The sequence below is a fragment of the Acidobacteriota bacterium genome, from assembly GCA_039030395.1.
Lineage (GTDB): Bacteria > Acidobacteriota > Thermoanaerobaculia > Multivoradales > JBCCEF01 > JBCCEF01.
In genome coordinates this window covers 23107-36647 of the sequence record JBCCEF010000006.1, presented here as the reverse complement: position 1 = coordinate 36647, position 13541 = coordinate 23107, and the positions used below count along the sequence as shown (strand labels likewise).

At 62.8% G+C, this 13541-nt stretch carries 11 protein-coding genes and 1 tRNA gene; 6 read left to right on the top strand and 6 right to left on the bottom strand.

Annotated features, from left to right (window positions below; genetic code table 11):
• The first annotated feature begins 88 nt into the window (after nt 1-88).
• The 5 genes from panB (at nt 89) to AAF481_07965 (ending at nt 3772) form a co-directional block, all read left to right on the top strand.
• Nucleotides 89-976 (top strand): 3-methyl-2-oxobutanoate hydroxymethyltransferase, encoded by an 888-nt coding sequence (gene panB / locus AAF481_07985; protein MEM7481100.1) that lies wholly within the window; start codon nt 89-91, stop codon nt 974-976.
• A 25-nt stretch (nt 977-1001) separates the two neighbouring features.
• Nucleotides 1002-1853 (top strand): pantoate--beta-alanine ligase, encoded by an 852-nt coding sequence (gene panC / locus AAF481_07980; GenBank protein MEM7481099.1) that lies wholly within the window; start codon nt 1002-1004, stop codon nt 1851-1853.
• 149 nt (nt 1854-2002) lie between these two features.
• Nucleotides 2003-2380 (top strand): aspartate 1-decarboxylase, encoded by a 378-nt coding sequence (panD, locus tag AAF481_07975; GenBank protein ID MEM7481098.1) that lies wholly within the window; start codon nt 2003-2005, stop codon nt 2378-2380.
• Nucleotides 2381-2428: 48 nt separating this feature from the next.
• Entirely contained in the window at nt 2429-2905 is a 477-nt protein-coding gene (locus tag AAF481_07970) for a hypothetical protein (protein MEM7481097.1), read from the top strand.
• Between the two features lie 45 nt (nt 2906-2950).
• A complete protein-coding gene (locus AAF481_07965) occupies nt 2951-3772 on the top strand; it encodes a thiazole synthase (GenBank protein ID MEM7481096.1) in 822 nt (273 codons plus the stop codon).
• 19 nt (nt 3773-3791) lie between these two features.
• Here AAF481_07965 and AAF481_07960 read toward each other — a convergent pair whose 3' ends face one another.
• Together AAF481_07960 and AAF481_07955 are read right to left on the bottom strand one after the other, a co-directional pair.
• Entirely contained in the window at nt 3792-4391 is a 600-nt protein-coding gene (locus AAF481_07960; protein MEM7481095.1) for a hypothetical protein, read from the bottom strand.
• A gap of 12 nt (nt 4392-4403) precedes the next feature.
• Nucleotides 4404-5363 (bottom strand): hypothetical protein, encoded by a 960-nt coding sequence (locus AAF481_07955; protein ID MEM7481094.1) that lies wholly within the window; start codon nt 5361-5363, stop codon nt 4404-4406.
• Nucleotides 5364-5541: 178 nt separating this feature from the next.
• Between AAF481_07955 and AAF481_07950 the strand changes: the two genes are divergently transcribed.
• Nucleotides 5542-5618 (top strand) — tRNA-Arg (locus AAF481_07950).
• Nucleotides 5619-5783: 165 nt separating this feature from the next.
• On the opposite strand, the gene AAF481_07945 is transcribed toward AAF481_07950, so the two are convergent.
• From AAF481_07945 to AAF481_07930, 4 genes are all read right to left on the bottom strand, one after another.
• On the bottom strand, nt 5784-9056 hold the full coding sequence (locus tag AAF481_07945) for a DEAD/DEAH box helicase family protein (protein MEM7481093.1): 3273 nt from the start codon (nt 9054-9056) through the stop codon (nt 5784-5786).
• Nucleotides 9053-10288 carry a restriction endonuclease subunit S gene (locus tag AAF481_07940; protein ID MEM7481092.1) on the bottom strand — a complete coding sequence of 412 codons (1236 nt, stop codon included), beginning with the start codon at nt 10286-10288 and terminating at the stop codon, nt 9053-9055. The genes AAF481_07945 and AAF481_07940 overlap by 4 nt, the downstream gene beginning before the upstream one ends.
• Nucleotides 10289-10332: 44 nt before the next feature.
• The gene (locus AAF481_07935; protein MEM7481091.1) at nt 10333-12681 is read right to left on the bottom strand and encodes a class I SAM-dependent DNA methyltransferase; all 2349 of its coding nucleotides are present in this window, start codon (nt 12679-12681) and stop codon (nt 10333-10335) included.
• 310 nt (nt 12682-12991) lie between these two features.
• Complete coding sequence (locus tag AAF481_07930; GenBank protein ID MEM7481090.1) at nt 12992-13414, bottom strand: hypothetical protein; 423 nt, start codon at nt 13412-13414, stop codon at nt 12992-12994.
• Between the last annotated feature and the right edge of the window lie 127 nt (nt 13415-13541).

The window sequence follows — 13541 nt, the reverse complement described above, 5'->3', positions numbered from 1 at the left end:
TCGTTTTGGGCTGGTGCCCGATGACTACGCTCCTTCCGTTGGCCGGACTGCCGAGCGGGCCACTCATAGTTCTTGACGAGGAGGCCCGATGCCGAAGAAGTCGTCCCCCACCGCCTCACCCGCGCCGAAACGCGCTGCGGATCGTCCCGTCACCGTGCCCGCCGTTCGCGCCGCCCGCGAGCGCGGCGACAAGCTGGTGATGGTGACCGCCTACGACTGCCCCCAGGGCCGCACCGCCGACGCCGCCGGGGTCGACATGATCCTGGTCGGCGATTCCCTCGCCATGGTGGTCCTCGGCCACCCGGACACCCTCGCCGTCACCGTCGACGAGATGCTGCACCACACCCGCGCCGTGCGCCGGGGCGTCCAGCGCGCCCTGTTGGTGGGGGACATGCCCTACGGCTCCTTCCACCGCGGGCTGGGCCAAGCGGTGGACAACGCGCTCCGCTTCATCAAGGAGGGCGGTGCCCAGGCGGTCAAGATCGAAGGAGCCCGGCCGGAGGTGGTGGAAGCGCTGGTCGGCGCCGAGATCCCGGTGATGGGCCATCTCGGTCTCACCCCGCAGAGCCTCCACAAGTTCGGTGGGTTCAAGGTGCAAGGCCGCGGCGACGCGGCCGCCCGCGCCCTGTTGGAGGCGGCCCACGCTCTCGAAGAGGCCGGTGCCTTCAGCCTGGTACTCGAGTGCGTGCCGGCGGACCTGGCTGAAGAGGTCACCGGGCAGATCGGCATCCCCACCATTGGCATCGGCGCCGGCGCCGGTTGCAGCGGTCAGGTGCTGGTGTACCACGATCTCCTCGGCATGGAAGAGCGCATTGCCCCGCGCTTCGTGCGGCGCTACGGCGAATTGGGCCGGGCCTCCCGGGACGCCATCTCGGCCTTTGCCTCCGACGTGCGGAGCGGAGCCTTCCCGAGCCGCGACGAAACCTACGGAGATCCGTCGCGACCGGCGGCCGACGTTCAACGGCTGTACGGCTGAGGCGACGGAAGACGAGGAAAGGGCAATGCAGACCTTCGAGACCGGCGCCGAGGTGCGCCGCACGGTGGAGAACTGGAGGGGGAGCGGCCGGCGGGTGGCCTTCGTGCCGACCATGGGTGCCCTCCACGACGGGCACTTGGCGCTGGTGCGGCGGGCCGGAGAATCGGCCGATCGAACGGTCGCCTCGGTGTTCGTCAACCCCACCCAGTTCGGTCCCGGCGAAGACTTTGAGCGCTACCCGCGTTCACCGGAGCAGGACGCCGGCCTGCTCGCCGGCGCCGGCTGCGACGTCCTCTTCTTGCCCTCCGTCGAAGAGATCTACCCACCAGGCCACACCACCTTCATCGACTTGGGCGAACCCGCTCTCGGTCTCGAAGGCGACCATCGGCCGGGCCACTTCCGCGGCGTCGCCACGGTGGTCACCGCCCTGTTCCAGCTCGTCCGGCCGGATGTGGCGGTGTTCGGCGAGAAAGACGCGCAGCAACTGGCCGTCCTCCGCCGCGTCACCCGGGATCTGCACTTGGGGGTCGAAATCGTCGGCCACCCCACCGTCCGCGAGTCGGACGGCCTGGCGATGTCCTCGCGCAACGCTTACTTGAGCCCGGAAGACCGTCGGTCGGCGCCGGTGCTCCACCGCGCCCTGACGGCGGCGGTGGAGGCCCTCCGGCAAGGCGAACGAAACGCCGACGCCCTACGCCAGACCATGGCGGAAATCCTCGCCGCGTCGCCGCGCGTCGAGGTCGAATACGCCGAAGTTGTCCACGCCGAAACCTTCCGGCCCGCGCGTCAAGTCAACGGTCCGATCGTCCTACCGATCGCCGCCCGACTAGGTGCCACCCGATTGATCGACAACCTCCGTTTTGAACCCCCTAACTAGGTGCCACCCTTTTCGTCGAGCGATCCCCTGCCCTAACTAGGTGCCACCCTTTTCGTCGAGCGATCCCCCGATAGGTGCCCCCCGAATGTCAAACCACTGATTTTCAGACACTTACTCTCAAATCCGAACCCCATAGGAGACCCTGAGCCATGCGACGCACCCTGTTCAAATCCAAGATTCACCGCGCCACGGTCACCGGAGCGGACCTCGCCTACGAAGGTTCTGTCACCGTCGACCCGCTGCTGATGGAGGCAGCCGACATGCTCGACAACGAGCGGGTCGAGATCTACAACGTCACCAACGGCGAGCGCCTGGCGACCTACGTCATTCCGGGAACGCCCGGCGAGGGCGAGATCGTCCTGAACGGCGCCGCCGCCCACAAGGCGTCGCCCGGCGACCTGGTGATCCTCTGCACCTACGCCGAATACGAGGAGGCCGAGGCGCACAGCCACCAGCCGACGGTGGTGCTGGTGGACGAGCAAAACCGCATCCAGCGAGGCCCCAAACCGGAGCGGCTGGCGAGCTGACGGAATACTTTCGCAGGGCACACGTACAGGGTCCGAAGGGAGATCGACATGACCGTGACCTACGACCCCATCGAGCAGAAGAAGAATCACCTCGATCTGCTGGCCATCGGCTACTTCATCCTCGGGGGATTCTGCCTTCTCATCCCGCTCTTCGCCCTGCTTTACCTGGGGCTGGGCACCTTCATGGTGGTGGCGCCGGATGAATTCAACGGCGATGCGCCTCCGGCCGCTGTCGGCTGCTTTGTCATGGCGATCGGTGGATTTCTGATCCTGCTGGGTATGGCCTACGCCCTTCTGATGATCTGGACCGGCCTCAACCTGCGGCGCCGTCAGCGGCGCATGTTCTGCCTGGTGATGGCGGGGATCAGCGCTCTCAACATGCCTTTCGGCACCATCCTCGGCGTGTTCACCATGGTTTTGCTGACCCAGCCGGATGTCCAGGCGCTGTTCGAAAACGGGCCGCCGGAGGTGGAGAGCGGAGGCGCCAGCCTGCCGCCCGGAGACCCTCCGCCGGACGGGGTCTGACCGTCGGGGTCTGACAACAGCCGAGAAGGCGGTAGACTCCCCGCGATGAATGCCGCCTCTCCCACCGCCGACTCCACCACTACGTCCTCGCTCGAGGTCGAGCCCCTCGTCATCGCCGACCGCACCTTCCGGTCGCGCCTCATCCTCGGCACCGGAAAATACCTCGATGCGGACGTCATGCGGCGCTCCTTCGAGGCCTCCGGTACCGAGATGATCACCGTCGCCCTGCGACGGGTGAATCTCGACGACCTCGGCAAGAGCTCGCTAATCGATCAGATCGATCAGGAAAAGTACCTCCTGCTGCCCAACACCGCCGCCTGCTACACCGCCGACGAAGCGATCCGCACGGCACGCCTCGCCCGCGAGTTGGGGGGCTGGAACTGGGTGAAGCTGGAAGTGATCGGCGACGAGAAAACCCTGTTCCCGGACACCGTGGAACTCCTCAGAGCCACCGAGGTGCTGGTGGACGAAGGCTTCGTGGTGTTGCCCTACTGCACCGACGACCCGGTGCTCTGCCGGAAGCTCGAAGCCCTCGGCGCGGCGGCGGTGATGCCCCTAGGGGCTCCCATCGGTTCCGGCATGGGCATTCGCAATCCGGCAAACCTGCGCATCATCATCGAGCAGGCAAACGTGCCGGTAGTCGTCGACGCCGGCGTCGGCACCGCCTCCGATGCCTCCCTCGCCCTCGAACTCGGCGCCGACGCCGTCCTCATGAACACCGGCATCGCCGGCGCCGGAGACCCGGTGCGCATGGCCCGCGCCATGCGCCTCGCCGTCGAAGCCGGCTGGCTCGCCGCCAACGCCGGCCGCATCCCGCGGAAGCTCTACGCCACGGCCAGCTCGCCGATGACGGGCCTGATCGACTGATCGGCCGGGGGCTGAGCGGCTAGGTGAAGCCTCCTCCATCTTCCATGGCTTCCCTTTCCTCCAGGGCGCGCGCCGCGGCCGCGGCTCCGGGGCTGTCGCTTTCGGCCAGGCGAAGAAGTTCATCCAGGGTCTCATCGTCACCCACCAACCCGAGGGCGATCAGAGCTCGCTCCCGCCAGCCGATACCCACATCCTCGATGCGCCGCTGGATGTAATCGCCGGAGGGTATCGCCAACTGGCGCTGGACCTCCTCGGCGCTCATCAGATCCTCGCCTTCCTCCTGAAGCCAGGCCTGCCGCTGATCAAACGCGCTCGCTGCGGCCTTGCGGGCCTCGTCCACGACCTGAGGTGGCGGACCCTGGCGATACGCCTCCCGAAACACGGGTTGCAGCTCGTTACCAACGCTCCAAAACTGTTCCAGCAGGTTCGCCCCCTCCTTGGCCTCGCAATCCCGGCTCAGCCAGGTCACGACAACGACGCGAACATCCTTGTCCAAGCGTTCCAGCTCCGGCCAAGCCTGGACGTTGCCCGGCGATTGAGGCTGCGAGAGATTTGGCACGGCCCAGGCGATGAGGGCCAACGCCACCAGACCCCACGACAACTTCCGCATAGAGCTCATCACAGTCTCCTCTCAGTTGGCCGGAAACGCGCCGTCGGCCCACAGGCGGCGCTCGATCGCGGGGCATTGGGAAGTGGCGGCGATCAGGCTGCAGGTACGGGTGATCTCGCCGGGTCGCGCCCCGTAGAGATCATTCACGATCGAATCCGGATTCAGGTGGGCGCGAAAGAGCTGTCCCTCGGTCAAGAACTCCCGGTTGACGCTGGCACTCAACATGACATTGGTGGTGTCGAAGGCCGTGAGGCCGTCCGTGTGGGTGAGGCTGAATGCGTGACCGATCTCGTGTGAAAGAAGCTCATCGCCGGAGTTTTCCCCCATCGCGATCTGCGCCCCGAAGTTCGACCAACCGCTGGTGGTGGCCCCGTTGACCGTCTCGACCCAGTAAATGTTGAGACGGTCGTCGGCGAACCCGATGTCGTTGCGCAAGTCCACCCAGGCTTGGGGATTCGTGTCGCCATTGGGAAACGCCGACCGGGCCGCCGCCTGAGGGTCATTGGTAGCGTCGATCACATTGAACTCCGAGAAGGCCACCCCTACCCGCTCCGCATTCCAGATCGCCGACGTGCGGATGCACGCATCCACGGCATGTTGTCTCTGTTCGGCAAAAGGCCCATGGACAATCCACACCGTCACCGGCACCGAAATGCGGGGCTGGAACTCGACATCAAAACGGTCCATCCCCGAAGTCCAAGGGGTCGCCACATAGCGCGGCGGCCGCTGGTTGGTAAAGCCGATCACCTCGTTCGACAGCCCACCGACCAAATCTCCCACCTCGACACTCGCCGCCGCGGTCAGAAACCCCTCATCATCGAGAAGAGGACCGCCTCCGCCTTCGGCCCCATCGACCAAAAACCCCACCGGATTCCCGGAGCCGTTGACGACATCCAGCCGATCCGCACCGCCACCACAGCCCGGCGAAGCCAGGGCCACGGCCACCACCGCAAGACCCAGCAAGACGCGCACTCCCGTCATCAGAGATCTCCTTCCGAAGCAGACGATGTTTGGGATCCACGGCACCAAAGGCGCCGCAACTCAATACGCCGTTACCGCCAATCCGGAGCCACCCCAGGGCACCCGAGCGAGCCACTCGACCAGAGCTTGCACCCAACAGCCCCTTCGTCTACAATCCTCCGTCTGCTGTACCCCTCGTGCACCCGTAGCTCAACTGGATAGAGCATCTGACTACGGATCAGAAGGTTTGGGGTTCGAATCCCTACGGGTGCACCAATCTAAGTTGTTCAATCCAAACAGTTTAGCGGTGGGCTCGTCAGAGCTATCAGGGCTCTGAAATAGGCCTTAGGTACTGTCTAGGTACTACGGGGCAGGACTTGAGGGCCCGGCAGACGCCCGGAGGTTGATCGAGGCCCGAGGCGGCGATTTGGGGCCCTGGAGTCATCGCTCTCTTCTGTGGGCCTGGGCTCCCGAAGCCAGCTTCGCCAGCAGCATGTCGAAAACGACTCTCCCGAAACCGGCCTGCAGCTCTTTGCTGTTGAGGTACTGCATCATCTGGCTTTGATGAGCCTCGCCACTCCCCATCACCGCCTGATCGAGAGCGGTCGAAAAGTCGCCTAGCAAAGCTTGCTCGGGGGAGTTGTTTGCGATCTGCTGCATCACCCTCTGGTTCTCGCTCACCTTGTCGCGGATGGCGTAGGCGTAGTTGATGAGGTCATTGTCGGTCAGGCCGTCGGTCACGAAAAGCTCATTCAATCGGCTGATGATCTGCGAGAGCCATTCTTCTTCCTTGTTTCGAGGTTTGCGGGTTCCCAGGGCACTGGCAGGATGGAGACCGGTCTCCGCTCCCTCCTTGACCAGTTTGAGGTCTTGCTGCTTGATCTTCGACAGGCGATAGTGGCTCAGCTCGACGGAGCTCAGGTCGATCGGGTCCTCGTCCGGCAGCTTCTCGCGTAGCAGTGGCGCCAGGTGACGAGCATAGAGACTGAGCATCTCGAGGTCTCGACTGTCGTATTCGACGATCTGCGACATGAACTCGTAGTAGCGGGTAAACGCTACAAGGTCCGCCTTGAAAAGGCCGAGCGCGTCTAGCTCGCGCTTGGCTTCCTTCATCTGCGCCTCGCTATTGGCGATGAAGGTGGCGTCGCCGAGCGCTTTAGCGTGCTCAAAGAGCCGCTTCTGCTCCGCGTACTCGGCTTGCGCCTGCTGGTGGCGATTCTGCCAACGCTCCACCGCCGGCTTGCACACGTTGCCGATCGCAGCGTTGCTCTTGCTCTTGACGAAGAAGACCTCGCTGAAGCGCGTCACTTCGGACCACAGGAAGATGCCAGCGGCCCGTAGCTTCTCGTAGAGATCCCAGATGAGGTTGGGGTCCGAAACATCGAGCAGCTCCGCCGTCTGGTAGTACTCCTGGAACGCCGCCAACACCTCCTGCGGATCGTTGAAGAAGTCGAGGACGTAGGTTTCCTCTTTGCCCGGGTACTTTCGATTGAGCCGCGACAAGGTCTGTACGCAGTCGACTCCCCCGAGCTTCTTGTCCACGTACATGGCGCAGAGCTTCGGTTGATCAAAGCCCGTCTGGAACTTGTTGGCGGCGATCATCACGTCGTAGCCATCCGAATCAAAGGCGGTGCGCAGATCCCTCCCCTTGAGACCGGGGTTCATGTTGGTCTCGGTAAACGTCTCTCCGAGTAACCCCTCGCTGTGAGGGTCGTCTCTGCTGAAACTGACCTCGCCTGAAAACGCGACCATCGCGCGCAACTGGCTATAGGACTTCTTCTGCGTGTACTTGTCGAACTCCAGCTTGAAGCGCACCGCCTCTTTGCGCGAGCCCGTAACGATCATCGCCTTGGCGTGGCCGTTGAGCAGTCCCATCACCGTCTCTCGAAAGTGCTCGACTATCACCATCACCTTTTGCGCGATGTTGTAGTCGTGCAGCCGCACCCACTGGCCGAGCCTGGCTCGCGCCTTTTTGCTGTCGACCTCTATGTCCGCCGCGGCGACCCGCTGCGCCAGGTTGTAAGCCACCTTGTAGCTGGTGTAGTTCCTCAACACGTCGAGGATGTAGCCCTCTGCGATGGCCTGCCGCATGCTGTAGACATGGAAGGCCTGCGGTTTGTTCCTCTTCGAGGGCGGCTCGTCCGGGCTGGGGCGACGCCCGAATAACTCCAGCGTTCTACTCTTCGGGGTGGCGGTAAAGGCGTAGTAGCTGAGATTCGGCGAGGCACCACGAGCCGCGACACTGGCGGTCAGCATGTCCTCCGCACTGACCTCGTCCTTGTCCGGCATCCCGGCGGTGAGGACTGCCTTGAGGTTCCCTGCGGTCGATCCCGACTGCGAGGAGTGCGCCTCGTCGGCGATGATGGCGAAGCGTCGCTGCTTGAGGCTCGCGCTGTCCTCGATGGCGGCGAGAACGTGGGGGAAGGTCTGAATGGTTACGATGACGATCGGCTGGCTGTGCTCCAGCGCGTGCGCCAGCTTCTCAGACTTCGAGCCTTGGCCTTCCTCGCGGTTGATGCGCCCGACCACACCCTCCTCGTGCTCGAACTGATAGATCGTCTCCTGGAGCTGGTTGTCCAGCACCGTGCGGTCGGTCACCACGATGACCGAGTCGAAGAGCTTCTCGTCCTGCTCGTCGTGGAGCGAAGAGAGCTGATGCGCCGTCCAGCCGATCGAGTTCGACTTGCCGGAGCCGGCGCTGTGCTGCGCCAGGTACTTGTGACCGGGGCCTTCTTCGCGGGTCTTGGCCACCAGCTTTCGCACCAGATCCCACTGGTGGTAGCGGGGGAAGATCAGAGTCTCTTTCTTCGTCTTCCGACCGTCCCAGCTCTCCTCGGTCTTGATCTCGAGGTGAACGAACCGACCGACGATCTCTAGTAGGTTGGCGGGGGCGAGCACCTCGTTCCACAGGTAGGCGGTGGCGTAGGTGTCCACGTCCTCGGGTGGGTCGTTGCCGGCGCCGCCCTCCTTTGTGCCGCGGTTGAAGGGGAGGAAGCGCGTCTCCCTGCCCGCCAGCCGAGTCGTCATGTAGACCTCGTACTGGCTCACGGCGAAGTGCACCAACGCGCCCCGCTTGAAGGTGAGGAGCGGTTCCGGCTTGTTGGTCTCGGGATCCTTCGGCAGACGGGTCCTCCGGTACTGGCGCTGGGCGCTCTCGACCGCCTGCTTGAACTCACTCTTCAGCTCTATCGTGGCGACTGGGATGCCGTTGACGAATAAAACTAGGTCGATCCTCCAACGTTTGGCGCGCGAACCGGTTTCCCCGAGCTGGGCGGGCGTGGCATGCGGGCTGTAGACCAGCTCCGGCACCACACGCAGGATGTTGCCCTCGTACATGGCCTGGGTCTCGGGATTCAGTCCATGCTCGGGCTTGAACTGGCAGAGCTTGAAGGAAGCGGACTTGTCGCGTAGCTCGTGGCGCAGCACGCCCAGAGTGCCGAAGGTGCGTAGGCTCTTGTCCGATGCCTGCGGGTCTGCCTTGCCAAGCTGGGCGGCGAGCTTGTCGATGAACGCCCGCTCCGCGTTGATCGGGTAGAGCTTCTTGTAATTCTTCCAGGCCTTCGGCTGGGTCGTTTTGATGTATTCGAGGCAGTCCGGGATGTAGAGCGCCAGCTCGCGGTTGTAGCTCGCGGGGTCGCCGAGCTTCCAGCCGCCTTCGACCATCTGGACGATGATGTCCTGCTGGAAGGCGGCTTCTTTAGCGTCGGCGGTCATGCGACCTCCGCTTTCACTTGGGAGTCAGGCGCCTTCCAGCCGCGCACGTCGATCTTTCCAGTTACTGCGGCGGAGATAAGAGCAGTGCGCCGTTCCTGGAGAAGAGCGATGGGCTGCTGAATGTACTCGCGTAGAGCCTTTTCTCGGAGAACCAGTTTCGCAACCGCTTGCTGGGCCTCCAGAGGTGGGACTAGAATTTTTTCTTTCATCAGGCTGTTCATATTGAGCGGTCGATTTCGCCCAGCGGCCCCTCGTGAATTCTCATTCAGCAGGAAGTGTCCGATCTGCGAGGCAAACAATGCCCACAAGAATGCTGTCTCGGTCACACCGGGTTTGCTTCTGACGATCGGGTACCGGTGAGTTGCGACACAGCGGCTCTCTTCCTCGCCTGCTAGAGCAACCGCCCCCTCCCAGGCGAACTGGCCGCTGAGAATCAGGTCGCCTTCCTCAACGTAGAAAAAGTCCGAGTCCCCTAGATCAGAACCAAGGGTCGGGTCTTTGTGGAAGACGCCGCGCCCACGGTTTAGCAGCCCGATCGGGTGGTAGATCTCGCTATCCAGTCTGGTAATTGGCCTACTTACAATCTCCCAGCAGTTCTCCAGGCGAATCTTCTTCGTGCCTTTCTCACTAATGGCAACGTGTAGGAGCCCCTCGCGTTTCTCTTTGAGAAAGTCGATGAGCTGCTGTTGCTTCTCAATCAGCGCGTCAATCTTCGCCGTTTCGTAGTCGAGGAACTCTTGGATTGACTTTCGCTCGGTTTCGGGAGGCACCGGGACCAGGATGGTCTTGAAATCGTCCCAGTAGAGACGCAGGCGAAAGTCAGTGATGCCCCGCGAGTAGCGCCTTAGTTCGGAGATTGCGTTCGGGGTTCGAAGCACTTGTTCGAAGAACGCTGAACAGGCGACGGTCTTCGGCCGGCACACTACATACGCGGGGCTGATTAGGCCGGTTACCTTGGCAGAGCCAAAACCGCCCTGCCATGCACGCATCATGTTGTATGCAAGATCGTTCTCGTGGACGACTTTGTAGAGAGATCTGTCTTTGCTCCTAGCCACCTTTCGGTCAAGCTCGCCGTCGCTCATCTCCGTGTCAGAGATTCCGTCGTGGATTGAAACACTGAGGATTGGGTACTCCTTCTCGGTGTCTGAAGAAGCTCTTGCGTTGCTTTCGGAGAAAAGCAGGCCAAGCCTTTGAACGTCCCAGTGAGCGGGAATGTCTCCGAGCCACTCCACTCCCGAGGATCTGAGTCTTTGGTACTGCGGATATTGCGCTGCCATTACGACTGCACCTTCCGCAGCATCTCCACAATCTCCGCGCTCAGTGCATCTAGCTCCGCATCAATCTCCGCCAACTCGCGCGGCGGCTCGTATTGGTAGAAGTGGCGGTTGAAGGGGATCTCGTAGCCGACGATGCCGATCTGCTCATCTCGTGCGTCGCACTTGTTTGCGTCGATCCAGGCGTCCTTGATGTGGGACGCGACTTCCTTGTTGAAGTAGGCTTCGTTTACGGCATTCACATTCGCGCCACGGGCGGTCTCGGCGGTGAGCGGCACGTTTTCGCTGTCGCGCAGGTTGCTGTCGGGCTGGAATTGAACGACCTTCCCCTGGTAGTCGAAAGCTCCGTACGTGGGGTCAGCCTTCGTCTTCAGCACCTTCTTCACGACGGGCTCGGCGTCGGGGTTGGTCCAGCTCGCGGCCTCTAGGAGCTGTTTCTTTTCCTTGGTATCCAGCTTGATTGCGGCTCCTTGCGACGCGAGAGTCTTCAACGCCTTCTTCAGCTTGCCCTCGAACTGTTTGAAGTCGTCGTGCTGGTCCGCACCGATCACCTCTTGCAACGCTAGCCCTTTCTCCAGGAGCGCCTTCTGTGCCTTCCAGGTCTTCGGAGCTAGCAGCTCCTTCACCTGGGCCTCCTTCAGGGAGGAGAAGTCAGCTTTGACCAGCGCCCGCACTTCCGGCTTGACGTCGGACAGGTCGCCATAGCTCTTGTCGGTCCAGTGCTGCCCGAACTGCTCGTAGACCGCCTGCATCGGTGCGTTCAACCGGCCACTGGCGAAGCGCAGCGCCTCCAGCCGCTCGTCCGTGAACTGCACTGAGAGCCGCAACGGTCGTTCGACCGTGATGCGGCGGTAGCCGAACTCGTGGCTCGCGAAGACCTTGCTGGCGAAGGTGCGCTTCTCGGCCTTCTTTTTGGTCCTCAGTCCGCGACGGGTGTTGGCCTCGCCGGCGTCCTCATCCAGATCGTAGCTCTCCACCGCCTCGAATTGGCCGAAGGTGCGGGTGATCAGGGCGAGCCCTTCGTCACCGATCTCCTGCCGTTTGGAGCCCAGGCTCTTGCGCATCTTTTGGTAGAGATGCACGCCGTTTATGAGCTGCACCTTGCCCTTGCGCTCAGCGCTCTTCTTGTTCGAGAGCACCCAGATGTAGGTCGCGATGCCGGTGTTGTAGAACATGTCAGTCGGCAGCGCGACGATCGCCTCCAGCAGGTCATTCTCCAGGATGTAGCGACGGATCTCGCTCTCCCCGCCGCCGGCGGCGCCGGTGAAGAGTGGCGAGCCGTTAAGGATGATGCCAATGCGTCCTCCGCTCTTCTCGGGCTCGTCGGGGTCGTACTCCCGCATCTTGGAGAGCAGGTGCAACAGGAAAAGGAGCGAGCCATCGCTCACCCGCGGCAGGCCGGGGCCGAACCGGCCGTCGAAGCCTTTCAACTTGTGCTCGTCCTTGATCGCCTTTTCGACCTTCTTCCAGTCCACGCCAAAGGGGGGATTGGAGAGCATGTAGTCGAACCGGTGGCCGACGAGTTGGTCGTCGCTCAGCGTGTTGCCAAGCTTGATGCGGCTGACATCTTGCCCCTTGATCAGCATGTCGCCCTTACAGATGGCGTAGCTCTCGGGGTTGAGCTCCTGGCCGAAGGCGCGCATAACCGCCTTGGGATTCAACTCGTGGACGTACTCCATGCCACTGGAGAGGAAGCCGCCAGTGCCTGCCGTTGGGTCGTAGATAGTGCGGATGATCCCCTCGCCAGTCAGGGCCTCGTCGTCTTCCATGAAGACCAGCGAAGTCGTGAGGCGCACGATGTCGCGCGGCGTGAAGTGTTCTCCCGCCGTCTCATTGGAGCTCTCCGCGAAGCGACGGATGAGCTCCTCGAAGACGAGCCCCATGTCGTGGTTGCTGATGGCCTGCGGGCTCAGATCCGTCTCCGCCACCTCCTTCACCACCTTGAAGAGCAGATTGGCCTCGTGCAGCTTCCGGATGAACTCGTCAAAGCGGAAGTGCTCGAAGATCTCGCGCGCGTCCTTCGAGAAGCTGTCCACGTAGGTGAGCAGATTGCTCCGGATGTCCTTCGTTCCCAGCTTGGAAAGGTCCATCGGCGAGGTGTTGTAGAACGACTGCTTCGCTGCCCGGAGCAGGAACTTCTCGCGCGCCTCCGCCTCGAGCTTCTTCATGCCCTCGAGCTTGGCGACTTCCGCTAGAACATTCGGCTTGCGGGCCTCCAACACGCACTCCAGGCGGCGCAGAATCGTGAACGGGAGGATGATCCGCCCATACTGCGATTGCTTGAAGTCACCGCGGAGAAGGTCGGCGAGAGACCAGATGTAGGCAGCGGTTTGGGAGAAGTTCGTGGTCATGCGGGAGGCGAAGGTTCCTGGTTCAGGCCCAGGCTCTTCCGCCCGGTGCGGCTCCAAGCGCCGACTCTCTTGCTTGATTGGCTCATTGTGGAAGCATTCTAGGACAGGTGTCCGATCCTTCCGGGTTGAGGAGGAGAGACGGGGCGAGGCCTGGAGGCCCTGAACCGCGACCAACCAGTAGCCGGCTGACTATGGCCCCATCCACTCCCACGGGGCTGGCGGGCGCTTCGGTGTCACGCAAAAAGGCGGTCCCGGCACAAGGGACCGCCCAATGTCGAAGCGTGGATTGGGGTAGCCAGTTTGTCGGTAGCTACTTCCCTTTCGCCACCGACGTCCTCTTCGCCTTCGTGAGTGCCACTTCCGCCTGGCCGGCCCCCTCCTCCGTCAGGTGGAACCCCACCAGTCCTTCACCGAAGCCCTCGACATCTGCTCGGCTTGCCGCCACCAGCTTCAGCCCATGGTGTGCAAAGAACCTTCTTGCATCCACCAGCCGGGACCGCCCGTTCGGCTGCTTCCGGAGCTTCAGCGCACCGTGAGCGTCCTTGGGAGCCGGCCGCAGGCCGATGGCCCGGGCCTGCGCGTTGTAGCCGATCTGCACCGCCTCGACACCCTCGCCCAGCAAGGCGACGGCAGCCTCGGTGAGGACGAGTTGACCGCTCCTGCGGACGGTGACTTGGGGAGTAGTGGCTTGGACGGTGGCGGTGCCTTCGAAGAATTCAAACTCTGTGCTCATGGTGAGCCTCCATGTCGTGCGGGCTGAAGTGCCCGCGTGATCGATGGCCCAGTCCTACGGAGGATCACGCCGCCTCGTCAACCAGTCTGTGCGGTGCAAAGTGCTTCCTGTCAGCAACTTGCGTCGG

What these genes read in the sequence shown, in the direction of transcription:
- AAF481_07930 (MEM7481090.1), bottom strand. Translation starts at nt 13,414, where the DNA reads ATGAGCACAGAGTTTGAATTCTTCGAAGGCACCGCCACCGTCCAAGCC.
- panB (MEM7481100.1), top strand. Translation starts at nt 89, where the DNA reads ATGCCGAAGAAGTCGTCCCCCACCGCCTCACCCGCGCCGAAACGCGCT.
- AAF481_07970 (MEM7481097.1), top strand. Translation starts at nt 2,429, where the DNA reads ATGACCGTGACCTACGACCCCATCGAGCAGAAGAAGAATCACCTCGAT.
- panD (MEM7481098.1), top strand. Translation starts at nt 2,003, where the DNA reads ATGCGACGCACCCTGTTCAAATCCAAGATTCACCGCGCCACGGTCACC.
- AAF481_07955 (MEM7481094.1), bottom strand. Translation starts at nt 5,363, where the DNA reads ATGACGGGAGTGCGCGTCTTGCTGGGTCTTGCGGTGGTGGCCGTGGCC.
- panC (MEM7481099.1), top strand. Translation starts at nt 1,002, where the DNA reads ATGCAGACCTTCGAGACCGGCGCCGAGGTGCGCCGCACGGTGGAGAAC.
- AAF481_07945 (MEM7481093.1), bottom strand. Translation starts at nt 9,056, where the DNA reads ATGACCGCCGACGCTAAAGAAGCCGCCTTCCAGCAGGACATCATCGTC.
- AAF481_07935 (MEM7481091.1), bottom strand. Translation starts at nt 12,681, where the DNA reads ATGACCACGAACTTCTCCCAAACCGCTGCCTACATCTGGTCTCTCGCC.
- AAF481_07960 (MEM7481095.1), bottom strand. Translation starts at nt 4,391, where the DNA reads ATGAGCTCTATGCGGAAGTTGTCGTGGGGTCTGGTGGCGTTGGCCCTC.
- AAF481_07965 (MEM7481096.1), top strand. Translation starts at nt 2,951, where the DNA reads ATGAATGCCGCCTCTCCCACCGCCGACTCCACCACTACGTCCTCGCTC.